The organism is Collinsella sp. AM12-1, from assembly GCF_003472325.1.
Taxonomy (GTDB): Bacteria; Actinomycetota; Coriobacteriia; order Coriobacteriales; family Coriobacteriaceae; genus Collinsella.
The window spans coordinates 304,883-325,416 of the sequence record NZ_QRLS01000001.1; the positions used below are offsets into that span (position 1 = coordinate 304,883).

Sequence of the window (20,534 nt, forward strand, 5' to 3'; positions counted from 1 at the left end):
TTCTTGATTAGCTAGAGAGCAAGATTACGTGCAACTTGATTAATAGAAAATCAAGTTTTACTGTTACCGAGCATCAAGGTCCAAGACTAGCAGCCCACGACACCAAATTAGCTACTTAACGCCAGGGGTCAGCTTCGAACATTGGCTCGCGCTCGGGGCGGCGATCGCTGTAGGGATCGTAGCCGTCGTCGTCCTCGTTCTCGGCACGGATGTAGGGGTCGCGCGGCTTGGGTGCCGGCTTAGGCGCAGGCTTGGGTGCGGCGGACGCGGCATCGGTCGCCGGCGCGCTTGTCTTGATCTCGTCTTTCATCTGCATAGCTCCTTGCATCGCATCCGTTCAGCATCATCGATTGTCGCACGAAAAAGGGCGGCGGACCCAATTGGATCCTCCGCCCTTGGCGTTTAGAGACGGCTGGTAGATTTTAAGGCATGCCCCATAAATCTACTCGGCGTCGGGCACCTCGTAGGTGGCCGCCGGCGTGTTGTCGCACACGACGGTAAAGCCGCCGTCCTTGTCGACATCGACCGTCACCTGATCGCCCTCGCGCACCGTGCCGTCGATGATAGCGGCGGCGATGGCGTCCACGACCTCGCGCTGGACCAGGCGCTTGAGCGGACGGGCACCGAACACGGGGTCCAAGCCACCCACGGCGAGCATCTGCTTGGCCGCCGGGGTGATGGCAAGCGTCATGCGCTCCTTGGCCAGACGCGCGCGGACGTCGGCAAGCTGGATGTCGACGATCTTCTCGATCTGCGCCATGCCGAGCGGATGGAACACCACGATATCGTCGATACGGTTGAGGAACTCGGGGCGGAAGGTCTGAGCCATGGCGGCGTCGACCTGATGGCGCATCTCCTCCTCGTCCTTACCGGACAGATCGGCGATGGCCTTGGAGCCCACGTTAGACGTCATGATGATAATCGTGTTCTTGAAGGACACCTGGCGACCCTGGCCATCGGTCAGACGGCCGTCGTCAAGCACCTGCAACAGCACGTTAAAGACATCCGGATGAGCCTTCTCCATCTCGTCGAGCAAGATCACGGAGTACGGACGACGGCGCACGGCCTCGGTGAGCTGGCCGCCCTCGTCATAGCCCACGTATCCCGGAGGCGCACCGATCAGACGCTGGACGCTGAACTTCTCCATGTACTCGGACATGTCGATACGCACGAGCGCGCGCTCGTCATCGAACAGGCACTCGGCCAGCGCCTTGGCGAGCTCGGTCTTGCCCACGCCGGTGGGACCCAGGAAGAAGAAACTGCCGATGGGCTTGTCCGGGTCGGAGAGACCCGCACGGCTGCGACGCACGGCCGCGGCCACAGCGGAGACGGCCTCGTCCTGACCGATGACGCGCTTATGCAGCTCGCCCTCCAAGCCCTTCAACTTGTCGAGCTCGCCCTGCATCATCTTGGACACGGGCACGCCGGTCCAGGCGCTCACGACCTCGGCGATCTCATCGGAGGTCACCTGCTCGTTGAGGCCCTCGCCGTCCTGCTGCTTTTGTGCCTCGAGCGCGGCCTCGGAATCCTGAATCTGCTGCTGCAGACCAGGAATCACGGAGTAGCGAAGCTCGGACGCACGGCCCAGGTCGCCGTTGCGCGTCGCGCGCTCCTCTTCGCTCTTGGCCTCGTCAAGCTGTCCCTTAAGCTCCTGCACGTGGTCGATGGCGTTCTTCTGGTTGAGCCAGCCGGCCTTTTGCACGTTGAGCTTTTCCTGGACCTCGGCGATCTCCTGGCGCAGGGCCTCCAGACGCTCCTTGGAGGCGTCGTCGGTCTCCTTCATGAGCGCCTGTTCCTCGATCTGCAGCTGGGTGAGCTGGCGCGTGGTGGCGTCAATCTCGACCGGCATGCTGTCGAGCTCCATGCGCAGGCGGCTTGCGGCCTCATCGACCAGGTCGATGGCCTTGTCGGGCAGGAAGCGGTCGGCGATGTAGCGATCGGAGAGGTCGGCGGCGGCCACGAGCGCGCTATCGGTGATATGCACGCCGTGGAAGATCTCGTACTTCTCCTTGAGGCCACGCAGGATCGAGATGGTGTCCTCGACGGTAGGCTCGCTCACCATAACGGTCTGGAAACGACGGGCGAGCGCCGCGTCCTTCTCGATGTACTTGCGGTATTCGTCGAGCGTGGTCGCGCCAATCGCATGCAGGTCGCCACGGGCGAGCGCCGGCTTGAGGATGTTGCCGGCATCCATGGAGCCCTCGGTGGCACCCGCGCCCACGATGGTGTGGAGCTCATCGATGAACAGGATGACCTTACCTTCCGATTTTTGCACTTCCTTGAGCACGGCCTTTAAGCGGTCCTCGAACTCGCCGCGATACTTGGCGCCAGCGACCAGCGCGCTCATGTCGAGCTCGATAAGGTCGCGGTCGCGCAGGGTGCTCGGCACGTCGCCGGCCACGATACGCTGGGCGATGCCCTCGACGATAGCAGTTTTACCGACGCCCGGCTCGCCGATGAGCACGGGGTTGTTCTTGGTACGACGGGACAGGACCTGAATAGTACGGCGAATCTCGTCGGTACGGCCGATGACCGGGTCGAGCTTGCCGGCGCGGGCAAGGTCGCAGATGTTGCGACCGTACTGCTCCAGCGCCTCAAACTGCGTCTTGTCCTCGGCAGACGTCACGCGGTCATCGCCGCGCAGCTCCTCGTAGACCTGCTCGATGCGTTCCTTGGTCACGCCGGCATCGCGCAGCACGCGGCCCGCCTCGCCCTTGTCCTCGGCAAGTGCCATCAGCAGATGCTCGGTCACCACAAAGCTGTCGCCCATCTTGGTGGCCTTCTTCTCGGCCTTTTCGATAACGCGGACGAGCTCGTTGGACAGGCCCATCTGCTGACCCTCGCCCGAAACCTTGGGCGCGTGGTCGATGGCATCTTGTGTGGAGCGTGCGAGCTGGGCCGGGTCGGCACCGATGCGCTCGATGATCACGGAGATATTGCGCTCACCGGCACCGAGCAGGGCGGACAGCAGGTGAATCGGCTCCACCGCACCGGCCTGCGCATCGGCAGCCGTGCTCATAGCGGTCTGCAGCGCCTCGCGCGACGTCATTGCTAGCTTATCGATTCTCATGGAATCACCTCTCTTGGGGTGGCCGCCCTACGGGGCGGCTTCACGTTGTTCGAGAAGTATTGTTGCCAGCTTTACGCGATCTTATACACAAATCTAAGTCTCTATATATAAGATTTTCTGAGTGAATTACGGATAGGGTACTGAGATGTCAGCCCGCCGCTGCCCAGGCGCGCTACCGTCTCGATCTGTAACATCTAGCAGCCATTTTTGATCCTAGATGTTACAGATCGAGACAGACCGAAAACCACCACAAAGAGGACAGGCACCTTTGTGGTGGTCGCGGTCTCTACTCCTTCGCCGAACCCGTACTTCCCGATTCGACGGTCCAGGGCATCTCATCCTCGAACAGCCATGTACGGGCAGACCCACTATCGCGTGCAGTCTGCGGGTCAGGCAAGCAGGTCTGTTTATAGGCATCTTGGATACACTGACCCATAAAATCGTTGAGCTCGGTCTGGTCGCCCTCCATGACATAGGCGACATCGCCGTCCATGATGTAGATGCCCGGCCCCTCATTGCCCTCGTAGCCCGGATCGTACGAGACATCACATAACTTTGCGCCGTTTGCAGTGTCCAGCTCGATGGAAGAGTGGCATCCGCCAACCATGTCGTTCGCTTTTGCCCGATAGGACGCATATCCATACCAGCGCTTAAAGGTTTTGCCCTTGAGCAGCTCGGACGCCCTGTCGATCAGACTAGAATCCGTGGTATAGCGCATAGCCCCAAGCTGAATATGTGGATAATTACTAATGCCCAGCGCAGCCGGTTGCTCATCAAAATCAACGGTAATGGTCTCGGGCTTGTCGTCGCCGGTCAGAAGTTCGACAGATTGAGTCACAGGCTTGACCACCGGCTCCGTCACCGCAGCAGGTAGAAACGCCATGCCGACAGTGCCCACGCCAACCACGGCAATCGCAAGCGCCAAAACAATCAATCCAATACGGGCAGGACTTCTCACAGCAAAGCACCTCGCAACGCAAACCTTCGCTACCTGCACTAATGATATCGCCAGCCAGCACTATTACCAAAAGAAGCCGCGCGCTCCTCACCACCACAAAGGGGACAGGCACCTTTGTGGTGGTTTTAGACGCTAACGGTCGACCATCTCGCGCCATGAGATTAAACTTGAATTGTTCTCTGAACATATCTATTTCTGCCCATCCTCAACAGATCTTTGTCTCGAGGAGCGCATATGAAGCCGCCTCATTCCACCGGTCGCAACGTCATCGCCATTCTCGCCATACCCATCGTGATGCTCTTCCTTATCGTCATCACGCCCTTTTCCCTTGGTATCACCTCGCCCTTCGATTTATGCGGAATGGTCGACGCCGGCTCGCGTGCCACCTCGCTCTCCTTTATCTGTCGCGGCGTGTTTTACGAAGATGGAATTCCCACCGGAAGTTGGCAGTCAAAGTTGCCACTGCTCGGTCAGATCGACGGATGCTCCCCCTATTTCTGCCTTGGACCTCAGACGCTAAACTATCTAATCGACGACCAGCCACTCGACTTCATCACCCTCGCCTACGACTACGCACCAAACACCGATGAGCGCCACATGAACCAAGTCCTCGACAAGATGCTTGGACAGTGCGGGCTCACCGAGGAGGCCGGTCGAACCATCTATAGCAACCAGAAATTAAAGCGAACAGAACTCCGCCGTGTCGGAAAAATCAAAGGGCGAAACGGGGCCGCCTACTGGGATGCCTGGGCAACACGCGACAAGGGCGAATTCGGACACAGCACCTATATGGTCACTGTCTACACCAAAGACGGAATTAAGGACAATGTTGACGATTTCGCGTCATCCAAACTCGGCATCCCCAAAACAACCAAACCCGCCAGCCCAGATGAAATTCTGTAGAGCCGCCCATTAACATGCCGCTCAACGATCACAACAGCATCGAGCTCGTCCCCACCACCACAAAGGTGCCTGCCCCCTTTGTGGTGGTTTTCAACAAAAAGAAGCCGCCCCGATAACAGAGGCGGCATCAAGCAAGTCTATTTATTAGCGTCCCTCAAGACCCAACGAGAACGCAGAAATGTAGCCCGGGGCTTACCCTTTCCCGAACGCGGCCCTCGCGAAGCGCGTGAGCGGGCGGGAAAGGGTAAGCCCCGGGCGGACAATTAAGTGCGCTACTCGGCAGCGGCCTTGAACTTGTTGTAGTTGATCAGGCAGCCGGCCTTGACGATGGCACGCTCCTCTGCCGTCATATCGGCAATATAGAGCTCAATCTGCTCGACCGCACCGTCGGCGCGCACCACGTAGGCAGCGATGCCCTTTAGGTCGCCATCGAGCGCAGTGCGAATCCCCGGCACGAAGACGTAGTCGCCCACCTCAAAGTTGGGCTCCGCCTCCATCTGGAAGGGCACCATGCCCCAGTTCATCACGTTGGAGCGATAGCGCTTGGTGGCGTACTCGTGGACGATGTTGGCCAGGCCGCCGATCACGCGCTGGCAGCTCGCGGCCTGCTCGCGGGCAGAGCCGTCACCGGGCTTCTTGGCATAGAGCATGGAGCCGTACTCGGTCGCCTTGGCGTCGGCCGCGACACCCGCGCCGGTCAGCGCCTCAAACACGCCCGCAAGCTCGGCATCGAGCGCCGCTAGGTCGCCCGCGGCCTCGCCGGCCACACGACGCTTCTCCACAGCGTCGACCTCCTTGGAGCGGCCCACGTAGGCCGGATCGCGACGGCTCAGCGTAAACTCGGCCAGACCCAGCGGGTTGGAGCGGAAGGAGCTCGTCTCGCCCGAGGGAATGAGCTCGTCGGTCGTGGTGACCGGGTCCATGATCTTGGAGCACACCTTGAGCAGGATATCGTCGCCGAGCGGCTCCATCGCGGGCCACGGCTTGATGTTGGGGCCCTCGACCAGCTCGTCGGCCGGCGCAGCCTTGCCGAAGCCCCAGTACACGCGCTTCTTGTAGGGAGCGTCGTCGAAGGCGTACTCGCAGGCCTCGTCCCAAGTCTCCTCGGGCAGGTCGGTCGCCGGGGTGAGCACGCCGCCGTTGGCCGCGGTCGCCGCAATGGAGCGGGCGTCCATCAGGGCCACAGCGCTCAGCTGGCCATTGCCCGGCTTGGAACCCTCGCGGTTGGGGAAGTTGCGCGTGGTGTGGCGGATGGACAAGCCGTTGTTGGCAGGCGTGTCGCCGGCGCCAAAGCACGGACCGCAGAACGCCGTGCGCACGATCGCGCCGGCCTCCATAAGGTCGTAGATATAGCCGCGGCGTGTAAGCTCGAGTGCCACGGGCTGGCTCGTGGGATAGACCGACAGCGAGAACTCACCGCAGCCGGTGTTGGCGCCCTTGAGCACACGGGCAGCCTGGACCACGGAGTCGTAGTTGCCGCCCGAGCAGCCGGCGATAACGCCCTGCTGCACGTGCAGCTTGCCGTCGACGATCTTGTCGAGCAGGCTAAAGTGCGTCTTGCCCTCACCGATCTTGGCGGCCTCGAGCTCCACCTCGTGCAGAATATCCTCGAGGTTCTCGTTGAGCTCGTCAATCTCAAAGCCGTTGGAAGGATGGAACGGCAGGGCGATCATGGGCTTGATGCTCGACAGGTCGACCTCGACGCAGCCGTCGTAGTAGGCGACATCGGCGGGCTTGAGCTCGCGGTAATCGTCGCCGCGGCCGTGCATGGTCAGGAATGCGTGAGTGTCCTCGTCGGTGGCCCAGATGGAGGAAAGGCAGGTGGTCTCGGTGGTCATGACGTCGACGCCGTTGCGGTAATCGGTCGTCATGCTCGCGATGCCGGGGCCCACAAACTCCATGACCTTGTTCTTAACGTAGCCCTTGGCAAAGACGGCGCGGATGATGGCAAGCGCAACGTCGTGCGGGCCGACGCCGGGACGCGGGGCGCCCGTGAGGTAGATGGCCACAACGCCGGGATAGGCGACGTCGTAGGTGTCGCGCAGCAGCTGCTTTGCCAGCTCGCCGCCGCCCTCGCCCACAGCCATGGTGCCCAGGGCGCCGTAGCGGGTGTGCGAGTCGGAGCCCAAGATCATCTTGCCGCAGCCGGCGAAGTTCTCGCGCATAAAGGAGTGGATGACCGCGATGTGCGGCGGAACGAAGATGCCGCCGTACTTTTTGGCAGCGGAGAGGCCAAAGACGTGGTCGTCCTCGTTGATAGTGCCGCCCACAGCGGACAGCGAGTTATGGCAGTTGGTAAGCACGTAGGGCAGCGGGAACTGCTCCATGCCCGAGGCACGCGCCGTCTGGATGATGCCGACGAAGGTGATGTCGTGGCTCGCCATGGCGTCGAAGCGAATCTTGAGCGCCTCGGGGTCGCCGGACGTATTGTGTGCCTGAAGGATCGAATACGCGATGGTGCCGCGCTTGGCATCCTCGGGCGTCTGCGTAATACCGCGCTCAGCAGCCTCGGCCGCAGGCACAACCTCGCTGCCGCCGCGCAGGTAGACGCCGTCCTCGTACAGCTTGACCATACTGTCTCCCACTCTGCCCAAGAGATTTGGGCGCATAGCATACATTCATTCAATATCGTGCCATAGAACAGTTGCGAGTGGGTTACGAATCTGCACGTTCACTTTATCTCGGTAAAGCACAGGACGAGTTGAGTGCCGAGGAGGCAGACTTAGACGCTCAAATGACGAGAGTGGATAATCTCCCACTTTGAGCCTGCACATAGGCCGAAAACGGGAGATTATCCACTCTCATTCTGTGGGCACTCATTTAAGTCTGTCCCCAATGAGTGCCCGGCAGCGCCGGCGGAACTATACGTCGCCACCCGTACCTAGCAGCTTGCGCATAACTTGCTCGGGGTTGACCGAGCCATCGCGCGGGGCCAGGGCGGTGATCTTCTTCTGCATCTTGTACTCGTGCAGCTCGTCCTCGAGCTGGCGCACGCGGGCGCGGAGCTTCTCGTTTTCGCGCTCGCGCTCCTCGGCACGCTCTTTCATATCGAGAATGCGTACCACGCCGGCGAGGTTGATGCCCTCGTCGGTCAGCTGGTTGATGAGCTCCAGGCGCTCGATATCGGCACGCGAATACAGACGCGTGTTGCCGCCCGAGCGCTGGGGGTTCACCAGGCCCTTGGACTCGTAGACGCGCAGGGTCTGCGGGTGCATGCCGGTCAGCTCGGCCGCCACGCTGATCATGTACAGCGGTTTGTTCCTATTGTCCTCGGCCATGCTACCTGACCCCTTTCCGTCTCGTTATCGCCCATCATAAGCCCGCGGGCGCGGGCGTGCGCCACGACCGCCCTAGTATGTCGCCTTGTAACGGTTGACCTTCTCGCGGTAGTCGCGCGTGTCGGCCTCGCGCAGCTTGGCCATGGCATCGCGCTCGTCATCGGACAGGTTCGTGGGAACCTGCACCTTGATCTCGACGAGCAGCGCGCCCGTACGGCCACGGTGCTTAACGTCGGGCGCGCCCATCTCCTTAAAGCGGAACTTCTTGCCCGTCTGGGTACCCGCGGGCACCTTCAGACGAACCGTCGCACCGCCGGGCGTCGGCACGTCCACCGTGCAGCCGAGCGCCGCCTCATAGACAGAGACCGGCACCTCCATGGTCACGTCGGCACCTTTGCGCTTAAACAGCGGATGCTCCTCCACGTGCGTGGTCACGACCAGGTCGCCGCGCTCGCCGCCGGCAACGCCGTACTCGCCGCGACGCTTGTAGCGTAGTTTGCCGCCGTCGACCGCGCCCGCGGGCACCGAGACCGTAATGGTCTGCTGCTCGCCCGTCGAGGGAATGCGATAGGTGACCTTGTGCGTCACGCCGCGAAACGCGTCCTCGGCCGTCACATCGACGGTCAGCGACAAGTCGCCGCCCTTGCGCGCGCGGCTGCGACCCGCGCCGGCACCGGCATTACCCGCAGCCCCGGCAAAGCCCGAGCCCCAATCGCTGCCCCAGGCGCCGTTGCCGCTAAAGATGCTGTCGAAGATGTCGCCCCAGCCGCTGGCGCCCGCGCCGGCACCGTAACCGCCGCCATACGCGCCACCCGCGCCCGGCATGCCGCCAAACATGAGCATCTGGTCGTACTCTTTGCGCTTCTTCTCGTCCGAAAGCGTCTCGTAGGCCTCGCTGATCTCCTTAAACTTGGCCTCGTCGCCGCCGGCATCGGGGTGATATTTTTGCGCGAGCTTGCGAAACGCGCTCTTGATCTCTTTGTCGGAGGCGCTCTTGGATACGCCCAGGATGTCATAGAAGGTTTTGCCTGCAGCCATCGTAGCTCCTCTCCTGTTACATCCGCCGCCCCTGCGGACGGCGGCTCATGCTGTCATATGGCACTTGGCCAGAAAGGGCCCCGGGTGTTGCCCCGGGGCCCTTCTCAATTACTCCTCGGTGCTCTCGGCCGTATCGACCGTAGCATCCTCGGGCGCCGCTTCGGGCTCCGGTGCGGGGCGCTTCTCGCCACCGTAGGTCACCGTCACCATCGCGGAACGCAGGATGCGATCCGCCATGCGGTAGCCCTTCTGGTACACATCGTTGACGGTCTCGTCGTACTGCGATGCGTCCTCGACGCGGCCCACAGCCTGGTGCTCGAGCGGATCGAACGCCTCGCCCTTGGGGTCGATGGGCTCAACGCCCTCGTGCGCAAACACATCGAGCAGCTTGGCATGTACCGCGTCAACGCCATCGACGAACTGTTTAAAGTCGTCGGAAAGCTCTTGGCTGCGGGCATGGTCGATCGCGCGCTCGATATCGTCGATCACCGGCAACAGCGCGGTGACAAGCTTCTCGGTCGCGCGCTCGCGCTCGGCGATGCGCTCGTTGGCGGTGCGGCGACGGAAGTTCTCCCAGTCGGCCTGCAGACGGGCGGTTCGCTCGGTAGCGTCCTTCGCCTTGTCCTCGGCGGCCTTCTGGGCCTCTGCCGCAGCATCGAGCTCACTGCGCACGTCGGCAAGCTCCTTCTGGGCCTGCTCGAACTTGAGCTTAAAGTCGTTGTCGGCGGCTTCCTCACCGGCGCGGATAGCGGCTTCCACCATCTCGTCCTCGGTCATCGTCGCCTCCTTGTTGGAATCCTCTACCTGGTTCTCGGCAGCCTCGGCGGCCGGGGCCTCGTTGGCCTCGGTAACGTCTGCGGCCTCTACGGGAATCTTCACGTCCTTCTCCTCAGAGTCAACGGGGGCGGCGCCAGCGGCAGCCGCCTCCGTGCGAGCTTTACGGGCGGACATGATTACTTGTCCTCGTCGTCCACAACCTCGTAGTCGGCGTCGACAACGTCATCGTCGGCAGGCTGGGCACCGGCGGCGCCGTCGGTCTGCTGCTGAGCGTCGGCGTAGACAACCTGAGCCAGCTCGTAGGCTACGGACTGCAGGGATTCGCCAGCGGCCTTGATGGCCTCGACGTCAGAGCCCTCGAGCGCCTTCTTGGCGTCGGCGATAGCGGCCTCGGCCTTGGACTTCACATCGGCGGAAACCTTGTCGCCCAGCTCGTTGAGGGTCTGCTCGGTGGAGTAGCACAGGCTGTCGGTCTGGTTGCGGACCTCGACCTCTTCCTTCTGCTTCTTGTCCTCCTCGGCATGAGCCTCGGCGTCCTTGACCATGCGATCGACTTCGTCGTCGGAAAGCGCGGTGGAGCCGGAAATGGTGATCTGCTGCTCCTTGCCGGTGCCCTTGTCCTTAGCAGAGACCTTGACGATGCCGTTGGCGTCGATGTCGAAGGTGACCTCGATCTGCGGCACACCGCGGCGGGCAGCCGGGATACCGGTCAGCTGGAACTTACCGAGCGACTTGTTATCGCGGGCAAGCTCGCGCTCGCCCTGGAGCACGTTGATCTCGACGCTGGTCTGGTTGTCGGCAGCGGTGGAGTAGACCTCGGTCTTGGAGGTCGGGATCGTGGTGTTGCGGTCGATCATCTTGGTCATGATGCCGCCCATGGTCTCGACGCCCAGCGACAGCGGGGTAACGTCGAGCAGCAGGATGCCCTCGACGTCGCCGGTGAGCACGCCGCCCTGGACGGCAGCGCCGTCGGCAACGACCTCGTCGGGGTTCACGGACATGTTGGGCTGCTTGCCGGTCATGGTCTTGACCAGATCCTGGACGGCGGGCATACGGGTGGAGCCGCCGACGAGGATGACCTCGGTCAGATCGGAGAGCTTAAGCTTGGCGTCGCGCAGGGCGTTGGTGACAGGCTGCTTGCAGCGCTCGAGCAGGTCGCGGGTGATCTTCTCGAACTCGGCGCGGGTCAGCGTGTAGTTGAGGTGCAGCGGGCCAGACTGGTTCATGGTGATGAACGGCAGGTTGATGGTGGACTGCTGGGCTGCGGAGAGCTCCTTCTTGGCGTTCTCGGCGGCCTCCTTCAGACGCTGCAGGGCCATGGGGTCCTGACGCAGGTCGACACCGTTCTCCTGCTGGAACTTATCGGCCATCCAGTCGATGACGCGCTGATCCCAGTCGTCGCCGCCCAGGTGGTTGTCGCCCGAGGTGGACAGAACCTCAAACACGCCGTCAGCGAGGTCGAGGATGGAGACGTCGAAGGTGCCGCCGCCCAGGTCGAAGACCAGAATGCGCTGGTCGGTGCCCTGCTTGTCCAGGCCATAGGCCAGAGCAGCAGCGGTCGGCTCGTTGACGATACGCTTGACGTTGAGGCCGGCGATCTTGCCGGCGTCCTTGGTGGCCTGACGCTGGGCGTCGTTGAAGTAGGCCGGGACGGTGATGACGGCGTCGGTGACGGTCTCGCCCAGATACTTCTCGGCGTCGGCCTTCATCTTTGCGAGCGTCATGGCGCTCACCTGCTCGGCGGTATAATCCTTGCCCTCGATATCGACGACGGCACGGCCACCCTGGCCCTCCTTGACCTCATACGGCACGGTCTTGATCTCGGAGGTGCACTCGGAGTACTTGCGGCCCATGAAGCGCTTGATGGAGAACACGGTGTTCTTGGGGTTGGTGACCGCCTGGTTCTTAGCGGCCTTACCCACGACGCGGTCGCCGTCAGCACGGAAGCCCACGACAGACGGGGTGGTGCGGTCGCCCTCGGCGTTCACGATAATGGTCGGAGAACCGCCCTCGAGGACGGCCATTGCGGAGTTAGTAGTACCAAGGTCGATACCAAGAATCTTACTCATTAGAAATTCCCTCTCTCTTTTGCGTTCGCGCCGCCTCGACGATCTGTCGCGCGGCGCTTCGGCTTGTCTTTCAGGATGTAGTGTATCCCCTTATGGGCCGGAATATACAAAATCTAAGTCAATTCATATAAGATTTCTTATTGTTGAGAGTTTAGGTTCTTAAATGCGCAGGTAGATGCGCTGAATGAGTTCTCGGCAAATCTATTGAGATCTATGTAGAGATGGCTGAGGTTTGCGTCCGGGGGTGCCTGGGGGCCGTCTTGCGGCAAGCGCATCCCGGTTTGAGCGTAGATTCCGGGTCGCAGTTTCCGTCTGAAGGCTCAACCGGAAACCGTATCCCGTTTTGAGAGCTGATACCGGGTCGCAGTTTCCGCTAGCGGGCCCAACCGGAAACTGCGACCCGGTTTTCGGCCAAATAACGGGATGCCCTTTCCGCAGGCGCGCTCAATAGGTCAATATTACAAGTCACCTATAGCTAACATTTGCGCAGCTCAACGGCCCCACCTGCGCGTTTTTTAGTAAACCTTGGCATACTCGGCGAACGGTATGAAGATGCCGGCCAGAGGGTATTGCAAACGGTCGCTCCCGTGGTATGTTTTTGCCCGAATCAAACCGGCGCGCATCGCCTGTAGCGTCGGTCAACAGAGAGGAAACTACCATGGCTCATCCCGTAATTGATGCCGACGAGTGCATCGCTTGTGGCGTTTGCGTCGACTCCTGCCCCGCTGGCGTTCTGGAGCTCCAGGACGTCGCTACCGTCGCCGACGAGGACTCCTGCGTCGCCTGTGGCGCTTGCCAGGACGCTTGCCCCGCTGGCGCGATCACCGAGATCGTCGAGGAGTAACAACTCCCCCACTTGCACACTCAAAAGTACACCGTGCACAAAAAAGGAGGCTTCCGCATCGCCGCGGAGGCCTCCTTTTGTTTGTACAGGCAGCTAATTGGGGACGGGGCTACCTTGGCAGTTGCGGTGGAATAGTTCCTGGCTCATTGCTTAGGTGCCGATTGTAGGAACTATTTCACCGCAACTTATATAGACAGTATCGGGTTAGGACAAATCATCCTCGTAGGGCATTAAATCGGCAAGGTAGCCCTTCTCCTTGAGTATGGCCTCGATCTCGTCGAGGGTCTGCTCGTCCTCCGCCGCGATGCGATGGAAGTGGTAGCCGCTCGTCACCGTTAGTAGTGGAAAGCTCTTGCCGCTCTCGATATCGTGCAGGTAGCGCTCAACATCGCGACGATTGCGGATGTCCAGGTCGGCCGTGATCTTGCCGTACACACGATGGTTGACGATCACGTTGAGCACGGCGCCACCCGCGTCGACGATACTCGTAAGCTCGTCGCCCGCCTGCTCCACGCCGTGGCGCACCTTAACAAGACGCGTGGGCACGGCGGGGCTACTCGCGGCTTCCTGCAGCACGTAGCCGCGGTTGGTCGCCACGATATCGTGCCCATCGGCACGCAACAGGGCAATATCCTGAACCACGACCTGACGGCTCACGCCAACCTCGCGGGCAAGTGCGCTGCCCGAAACGGGCTCCTTGGCTCCTTCAAGCACGCCCATGATGGCACGGCGACGCTCGCGGGCGTTCATTATTTACCGTCCAGCAGACGCAGGTGCTTAAGCGAGAGGTCGAGGATCGGCGCAGAGTGCGTCAGGGCGCCCGAGCTAATATAGTCGACACCCAGATCGGCCAGGGCGCGAATGTTGCTGGCGTCCACGTTGCCCGAGCACTCGGTCTTGGCGCGGCCATCGATAAGCTCAATCGCGGCAGCCATGTCGTCGTGGGTCATGTTGTCGAACATGATGATGTCGGCGCCGGCTTCCACGGCCTCGCGCACCATGTCCAGGTTCTCGCACTCGATCTCGACCGTCGTGGTAAACGATGCATGGGCGCGCGCCATCTCGATCGCACGCATCACGCCGCCGGCGGCGTCGATGTGGTTGTCCTTGAGCATGACGGCCGTCGACAGGTTGTAACGGTGGTTGCTGCCGCCGCCGATCTCGACCGCGGCCTTCTCGAAGACGCGCATGCCCGGCGTGGTCTTGCGCGTGTCGACGAGCACGGTCTTGGTTCCCTCGAGCGCCGCGGCCATGCTGTGCGTGTAGGTAGCGATGCCGCTCATGCGCTGCAGGTAGTTGAGCGCCACGCGCTCACCCGAAAGCAGCACGCGCGCATCGCCCCGCACCTGACCCACATGGTCGCCGGCATGCACCTCGTCGCCATCCGAAACATCGAACAACACGGAGCTCTGCGGATCCAGCAGCTCAAAGGTGCGAGCGAATACGTCCAGGCCGGCGATAATGCCATCGGCCTTGGCGATGAGCTCAACGGTAGCGGGGCGCGCCGTGGGGCACACGCTCGCCGTACTCACGTCCTCAAACGTGATGTCCTCGCGCAGAGCCTGCAAAATCAGATCATCGACGACGAGCTTCATGGTAATGGGATTCATGGTCTACTCCTCCACGGCCTGTGTGCCGGCAGCACGGGCCAAATCATCGATTGCAAGGGTCTCGGCGCTCAGGGCGCGGTGACGTCCGTCAAGCGCGGGCTCACCGGCCTGCTCCACGGTCAGCGACTCGCCGGTGCGCATACGCCAAGCAGCGCGGCGGCCCCAAACTAGGGACTCGAGCAGGCTGTTGGAAGCTAGACGATTCTTGCCGTGAACACCGTTGCAGGCCGTCTCGCCAGCGGCGTAGAGCTCGGGCATCGAGGTGCGGCCGTCCTTGTCGACCCACACGCCGCCCATAAAGTAGTGCTGCGTGGGCGTAACGGGAATGGGCTCGTCCAAGATGTCGCGACCGTCCTCCAGACAGCGCGCGCGGATGTTGGCAAAGTGCCCGGTCACCACGTCGCGCTCGACGGGGGCAAAGCTCAGCCACTCGTGCTCGGTGCCGTCCTGCTTCATCTGCTCGCGAATAGCGGCGGCGACAACATCGCGCGGCTGCAGCTCGTCGGTAAAGCGCTCGCCGGCGGCATTGAGCAGAATCGCGCCTTCGCCGCGGCAGCTCTCGCTGATCAGGAAGGTGCGGCCCGGCTGCGGCGAGAACAGTCCCGTGGGGTGGATCTGCACGTAGTCCAGGTGCTCCATCGTGATGCCGTGCTCCTGCGCGATGTAGCAGGCGTCACCGGTGAGCTGCGGGTAGTTAGTCGAATGGTCGTACACGCCGCCGATACCGCCTGTCGCCCACAGCGTGCGGCGGGCATGAATCTTAAACGGCTCGCCGGCATGCACGCCCTCGGCGGCATTTGCCAGCTCGTCGGCGGGACGAACCGAGTTGTCCTCGTCCACGGAAACGGCGACGACACCGACACACACCGTGACGCCGTCACGCTCGCCCGTCAGGATGTCGGTCATGGCCACGTGCTCCAAAATCTGCACGTTATCCAGCTTGCGAACGGCCTGGAGCAGCTTGGTCGTGATCTCCTTGCCCGTAATGTCGGCATGGAAGGCAATACGCGGACGGCTGTGCGCACCCTCGCGGGTAAAGTTGAGGCTGCCGTCGGCCTTGCGCTCAAAATCCACGCCCATCGCTAGCAGATCGTTGATGACCGAACGGCTCGAACGGATCATGATGTCGACGCTCTCGCGGCGATTCTCGTAGTGGCCGGCGTGCATGGTGTCCTCAAAGAAGGCATCGTAGTCCGAGCCCTCGGGCAGTACGCAGATGCCGCCCTGCGCGAGCATCGAATCGCACTCGTCGACAGCGCCCTTGGAGAGCATGATCACGCGCGTGCTCGTCGGCAGGTTGAGAGCCGCGTACAGGCCCGCCACGCCACAGCCGGCAATGACGACGTCGCACTCCATGTCGGGGTATTGTTTGGTTTCCACAGGAATCCTCTCCCTTGTAATGTGACATGCGGGACTGTCCCTCATGTCACATTGTTCTAGCGCGCTGCGTACTCGAGCATACGGTCGAGCGTGAGCTTGGCCTGGTCTGCCGCCTCGTCCGAGACGCCGATCTGCACCTCGCCCTCGCCCGTCTCCAGGCAGCGCACGAGCTTTTCGAGCGTGATGAGGTCCATGTTGACGCAGGTGGGCTTCACCGCGGGGAAGTGGAACTTCTTGCCGGTGCCCTGGCAGCGGCGCTCGAGCTCGTAGAGCACGCCGCGGACCGTCACGATAATGAACTCGCTGGCGTCGGACTCCTCGGCATACTTGATGATGCCGGCGGTGGAGCCGATGTAGTCGGCCTCGGCCAGGACGTCGGCCTTGCACTCAGGATGCGCCAGCACGAGCGCGTCGGGGTGGGCCTCCGTCGCGTCGACGATCTGCTCGACGGTGATGATGTGATGGCGCGGGCAGTAGCCGTTGTTGAGGATGACGTGCTTTTGCGGCACCTGCTCGGCTACGAAGCGGCCCAGGTTTTGGTCGGGGATGAACAGGACGTGCTGCTGCGGCAGCTCGGACACGATCTTGACGGCGTTGGAGCTGGTGACGCACACGTCGCTCCAGCTCTTGATCTCGACCGTGGAGTTGACGTAGCAGACCACGGCAAGGTCGTCACCGCACTCGGCGCGCGCCGCGTCGACCGTCTCACGCTTGACCATGTGCGCCATGGGGCAGTCCGCGCCCGGCTCGGGCAGCAGCACGGTCTTGGTGGGGTTGAGCAGCTTGGCACTCTCGCCCATAAACTCCACGCCGCACAGCACGATAGTCTGCTGCGGCAGGCTCTTGGCGAGTTTTGCCAGGTAGAAACTGTCGCCGACGTAATCGGCAACGGCTTGGACCTCGGGCGCCACATAGTAGTGCGCCAGGATTACCGCGTCACGTTGGGCTTTTAGTTGCTGAATGGCCTCGACGAGCTCTGCGGGCACCAGTGCCGCGCGCTCCGTTGCCGTCGTTGCCGATGCTAGGCCGGCCGCGATATCGCGTGCAAGCTCCGATGCATCCATGTTCGCGCTCTGTGCCATCAAGGCCCCTCTCTTTTGGCGAATCTTGGGGCTTTAGTATGACACCTGGCTTTACAGCTGACAAGACAGCTGTAAAGCCAGGTGTAAAGTTGGAATAAAGATTCAATCTTGGGGCGGGTCCATTTTCGAACTGGCAAGCTGAGGACAGCCGAAAATGGACCCGCCCCATGATTCGGGCAGCCCGTTTTGTCCTGGACCAAGGGGCAGTGGTCAAAAAGGGCCAAATATGAGTACTGTCACCAAATTAGTAGCATCGATTTTCCGGTCCAGAGCAGCAAAATCGCCTTGTTTGGAGCCCGATCGCGACTCTGAAGAACGAAAATCGATGCACTTTTGGCCTCTGGCACCGATTTTTGAGGCCATTTGGCTGCCACCAAACTGGTAACAGTACTCATATTTGGCCCTTTTTGACCACCGGGTTTCCGGCAGGCCCCAAAAGCGGGTCCGAATCGCTCGATCCGGGCCCGCTGGGGGTAGCGAGCACAATCGAGGTGTAAGCAGCAAGAGAGGGCCATCGCCTAGAATCGTCAGCGCCTAGATATTCAACGAGAGGAAAGACAATGGTCCGCAGCGACATGCTACCCCAGCCGGACCGGGGGCTCGGCCTCGACCGGCCCCAGACCGAGGCATTTCACCGACGAGTTCAAGAGGAAGATAGTCGATCTCCACAACGCCGGAAAGCCCAGGCGCGAGGCCATGGACGAGTGCGACCTCGACAAGAGCACCGTGGAGAGGCGGGTCAAGTCGATAAACGAGACCGGCTCGCCGCGCGCCGCCGACAACCGCACGCCCGAGTAGAACCGGATCCTGGAGCCCGAGCGCGAGAACCGCAGGCTCCGGATGGAGGTCGACGTCTTAAGACGAGCGGCGCCAGCATACGCTCGGAAGTCAGGGCCATGGCGGCCAACGGGGGGGCCGCTGCCCCATATCGGCGCAGCGCTGGCATCGAGGCCTTCTGACCTGTGTCAAGATTTCGGACACGCAAGCTCGAGAAATCAAGCGGCCATAGGCATGGCCTCGAGCTTGGGCTCGGTTCTCTCGAAGAAGGCCGCCATGGCCTCGGCCGGCACCTTGTAGCCGATCGTCGAGCGGGGCCTTCGGCGGTTGTAGTACGCCTCGATGAACTCGACCACCGCGTGCTTGGCGGAATCCCTGGTCGGGAAGCTGCGCCTGTAGTACATCTCGTTCTTCAGCATGGCGAGGAACGACTCGGCCACCGCGTTGTCGTGGCAGTTGCCGGCGCGGCTGCAGGACAGCCGCACGTCGTTGTCGCGCGCCCATTCGGCCAGAAGCCTGCTGGTGTACTGGGCGCCGCGGTCGGCGTGGAATATCGCGTTGCCGGCCACGTAGCCGCGCGATTTGGCCGACGCCAGCGCCGAAACCACGATGTCGGCGGTCATGCGCTCGGAGAGCGACCAGCCCACCACCATGCGGGTGTTGAGGTCGATGACCGTCGACAGGTACAGCCATCCCTCGCCGGTGCGCAGGTAGGTGATGTCGCCCACGAGCTTGCAGGTTGGAACGGGACTGGTGAAGTCGCGGCGCACCAGGTCGGGCCGGGGCCTGGCCTTCGGGTCGGGGATGGTGGTGCGCTTCCTGGCGTTGGGCGTGCAGCCGCGTATTCCCAGCTCGCGCATCAGCTTGCGCACCCTGTACAGGGTCAATCCGGAGAACTCGCCGGGCAGGAAGCATTTCACGAACCGGAAGCCGAACCTGCGGTCCGACTCCAGCCACACGCGCCGGACCGCCTCGCGCTCGGCCGACCAGTCTTCTCGCGGGCAGCCGTTGGAGAGCCACGAGTAGAAGCCCGATCGGCTCACGCCGAGCACGCGGGCCATCATTTTCACCGGGAATTCGGCCTTCTCCGCCAACATCATCCGGTAGCATGCGGCTACGCCTGGCTTTTGGCGAAGAAGGCCGCGGCTTTTTTCAAGAAGGCGTTCTCCATCTCGAGCTCGCGTATGCGCCTTTTCGCCTCGCGAAGCTCGCGGTCCTCGGCCTTGGGGTCGGGCCCGCCGGCAAGCTCGCGCCGGCGGCTCTGCACCCACTTGTTCACGGTCTTGGAATTCAGGCCCAGTTCTGCGCAGCATTCCGTTATCGGCCTGCCCGTCGAGATGATGTAGTCGGCGGTCTCGCGCCTGAACTCGTCGGTGTACTTGGCGGCTGGGTTGGACATAGCATACCGTCCTCTCGGTCGTCGATGAATGCATTCTAAAGGATTGGGCCTCTAGCATGCGTGTCCGAAAAGACGATACAGGTCAGACAACCCAATCAGACGTCGTCTCGAGCACGTCCTCTGCACGGTCGAGCGTGCTTCTGGCCTTGGCACCCTGTTTGAACCACGAGCGCAGGTCCTCGAGCGTGCTGCCCGCTGCGTACACCTTGATTTTGCGACCGCCTTTCGTGGTCACCGTGCAACGGTCGCCGCTCTCGCTATCCTCGTGCGCCGTGACCTTCTTGAGATAATCGCGGCGGAACGCCACGACGCGGGCGTTGCTGATCTCGATGAACCAATCGTCGTCGACAAGCGAGGTGCCCGTGGCACCTCGGCTCGCCATCTCCTCGGCGAAGGAGAAACCGAGTTCGCGCTCCTGTCTGCCGATCTCGTAGATACCACGGGCGGGCATGCTGAGCATGAGCAGAGGCAGGAGTCCCCCTATGAACAGGAAGAGGCATGGGACGAGCAGGAGCAGACGAGCACCGGCGTCGGTGAAAACAGCCATGAAGGCGATCACGAGCGAGAAGACGAGCGCCATACCGTTGAAAACAATCGTCAACGGCTTGATGGCAGACCAACACAGACCCGCCTTGGTCATCGGGCCGTCAACAGCGTCCGAGACCTCGATGCCCTCTTCCTCCAGACGGGCGAGGAGGTTGAGCGAGCACACCCCCTCGAGGCTTATCGAGCAGAACTTCCGGTCGCCCTCGAACAGGTCGATCCTCATCATCTGCGTGTGAAGCGTTGCACGGGTGATGTTGCCAAACGTCGTCTCCTTGCGGATGCCGAAGGCGTTACGCGAGAGAATTCGCTCACCGTCCACGTCGATGCGCGGGATGCTCAGCAGGGCCCAGATGGCCATGCCCGCGAGCGCCATGGCGTGACCGAACCACACAAGTTCGTGGTCCCACTCGCCCAACGAGACGCCCTGCCAGACGTAGACACCCAGCATGAGCAGTTCGAACGCGACGGCGCAGCAGGCGATGATCGTGCGAATGGCAGCGGGCATGCGCACCGTGAAGCGATCGAGGCTGTCCGTCGCCTCACTGCGCTCGCGCGCGCCGCGACGGGCGACCCATGCAGTGAGCGGACCGACGATGAACACCACCATCGCCACGCGCAGGAACGATTCGAGTATGTCGCCCATATTAACCACCATCCCAATAGAAAACGTGAATTTGGGAGACTATAGCAGAGCGAAGCGATCTGCACGGCATCGTCCGGGTGTTTTCGGCATACGGTGGAAGCTGGTAGGGGTCGGCGCCGTAACCGGATGCGCATTCGGCCTCGCCAATGCCGTCGGCGGC

16 protein-coding genes and 1 pseudogene are annotated in these 20,534 nt (G+C 62.0%); 2 read left to right on the forward strand and 15 right to left on the reverse strand.

Features of this window, described 5'->3' with window-relative positions; translation table 11 throughout:
- Nucleotides 1-115 precede the first annotated feature (115 nt).
- From DW136_RS01245 to DW136_RS01255, 3 genes are all read right to left on the reverse strand, one after another.
- Entirely contained in the window at nt 116-310 is a 195-nt protein-coding gene (locus DW136_RS01245) for a hypothetical protein (protein ID WP_233546507.1), read from the reverse strand.
- A 132-nt stretch (nt 311-442) separates the two neighbouring features.
- Complete coding sequence (clpB, locus tag DW136_RS01250) at nt 443-3,070, reverse strand: ATP-dependent chaperone ClpB (protein WP_055310051.1); 2,628 nt, start codon at nt 3,068-3,070, stop codon at nt 443-445.
- 286 nt (nt 3,071-3,356) lie between these two features.
- A complete protein-coding gene (locus DW136_RS01255; protein ID WP_147325196.1) occupies nt 3,357-4,028 on the reverse strand; it encodes a hypothetical protein in 672 nt (223 codons plus the stop codon).
- 234 nt (nt 4,029-4,262) lie between these two features.
- On the opposite strand from DW136_RS01255, the gene DW136_RS01260 reads away from it, so the two are divergent.
- Nucleotides 4,263-4,931 carry a hypothetical protein gene (locus DW136_RS01260; RefSeq protein ID WP_117583635.1) on the forward strand — a complete coding sequence of 223 codons (669 nt, stop codon included), beginning with the start codon at nt 4,263-4,265 and terminating at the stop codon, nt 4,929-4,931.
- 272 nt (nt 4,932-5,203) lie between these two features.
- On the opposite strand, the gene DW136_RS01265 is transcribed toward DW136_RS01260, so the two are convergent.
- From DW136_RS01265 to dnaK, 5 genes are all read right to left on the reverse strand, one after another.
- Nucleotides 5,204-7,504: a hydratase gene (locus DW136_RS01265; RefSeq protein ID WP_118288911.1), complete on the reverse strand. Its 2,301-nt coding sequence runs from the start codon at nt 7,502-7,504 to the stop codon at nt 5,204-5,206.
- 288 nt (nt 7,505-7,792) lie between these two features.
- A complete protein-coding gene (locus DW136_RS01270; protein ID WP_117634482.1) occupies nt 7,793-8,209 on the reverse strand; it encodes a heat shock protein transcriptional repressor HspR in 417 nt (138 codons plus the stop codon).
- A 72-nt stretch (nt 8,210-8,281) separates the two neighbouring features.
- Nucleotides 8,282-9,247: a DnaJ C-terminal domain-containing protein gene (locus tag DW136_RS01275; RefSeq protein ID WP_118288912.1), complete on the reverse strand. Its 966-nt coding sequence runs from the start codon at nt 9,245-9,247 to the stop codon at nt 8,282-8,284.
- 108 nt (nt 9,248-9,355) lie between these two features.
- Complete coding sequence (locus DW136_RS01280) at nt 9,356-10,198, reverse strand: nucleotide exchange factor GrpE (RefSeq protein ID WP_118288913.1); 843 nt, start codon at nt 10,196-10,198, stop codon at nt 9,356-9,358.
- 2 nt (nt 10,199-10,200) lie between these two features.
- The gene (dnaK, locus tag DW136_RS01285; RefSeq protein ID WP_117564548.1) at nt 10,201-12,093 is read right to left on the reverse strand and encodes a molecular chaperone DnaK; all 1,893 of its coding nucleotides are present in this window, start codon (nt 12,091-12,093) and stop codon (nt 10,201-10,203) included.
- A 658-nt stretch (nt 12,094-12,751) separates the two neighbouring features.
- Here dnaK and DW136_RS01290 point away from each other — a divergent pair.
- The gene (locus DW136_RS01290; protein ID WP_006235216.1) at nt 12,752-12,937 is read left to right on the forward strand and encodes a DUF362 domain-containing protein; all 186 of its coding nucleotides are present in this window, start codon (nt 12,752-12,754) and stop codon (nt 12,935-12,937) included.
- Nucleotides 12,938-13,141: 204 nt separating this feature from the next.
- Here the strand turns inward: DW136_RS01290 and DW136_RS01295 are convergent, their stop codons facing one another.
- From DW136_RS01295 to DW136_RS01325, 7 genes and pseudogenes are all read right to left on the reverse strand, one after another.
- On the reverse strand, nt 13,142-13,687 hold the full coding sequence (locus DW136_RS01295; protein ID WP_089573639.1) for a transcription repressor NadR: 546 nt from the start codon (nt 13,685-13,687) through the stop codon (nt 13,142-13,144).
- Nucleotides 13,687-14,547 (reverse strand): carboxylating nicotinate-nucleotide diphosphorylase, encoded by an 861-nt coding sequence (nadC, locus tag DW136_RS01300; RefSeq protein WP_118256336.1) that lies wholly within the window; start codon nt 14,545-14,547, stop codon nt 13,687-13,689. The genes DW136_RS01295 and nadC overlap by 1 nt, the downstream gene beginning before the upstream one ends.
- 3 nt (nt 14,548-14,550) lie before the next feature.
- Nucleotides 14,551-15,927 carry an L-aspartate oxidase gene (locus DW136_RS01305; RefSeq protein WP_233539761.1) on the reverse strand — a complete coding sequence of 459 codons (1,377 nt, stop codon included), beginning with the start codon at nt 15,925-15,927 and terminating at the stop codon, nt 14,551-14,553.
- A 56-nt stretch (nt 15,928-15,983) separates the two neighbouring features.
- On the reverse strand, nt 15,984-17,009 hold the full coding sequence (gene nadA / locus DW136_RS01310) for a quinolinate synthase NadA (RefSeq protein ID WP_118288914.1): 1,026 nt from the start codon (nt 17,007-17,009) through the stop codon (nt 15,984-15,986).
- Nucleotides 17,010-18,004: 995 nt separating this feature from the next.
- Nucleotides 18,005-19,057 (reverse strand): IS3 family transposase, encoded by a 1,053-nt coding sequence (locus tag DW136_RS01320; RefSeq protein ID WP_158566293.1) that lies wholly within the window; start codon nt 19,055-19,057, stop codon nt 18,005-18,007.
- Nucleotides 18,958-19,185 (reverse strand): annotated as a pseudogene (locus DW136_RS10090) (transposase); the annotation flags it as partial. The pseudogene DW136_RS10090 and the gene DW136_RS01320, both read right to left, overlap by 100 nt.
- A gap of 82 nt (nt 19,186-19,267) precedes the next feature.
- Nucleotides 19,268-20,374, reverse strand: a complete 1,107-nt coding sequence (locus DW136_RS01325) for a hypothetical protein (RefSeq protein WP_233503821.1) — start codon at nt 20,372-20,374, stop codon at nt 19,268-19,270.
- Nucleotides 20,375-20,534 lie beyond the last annotated feature (160 nt).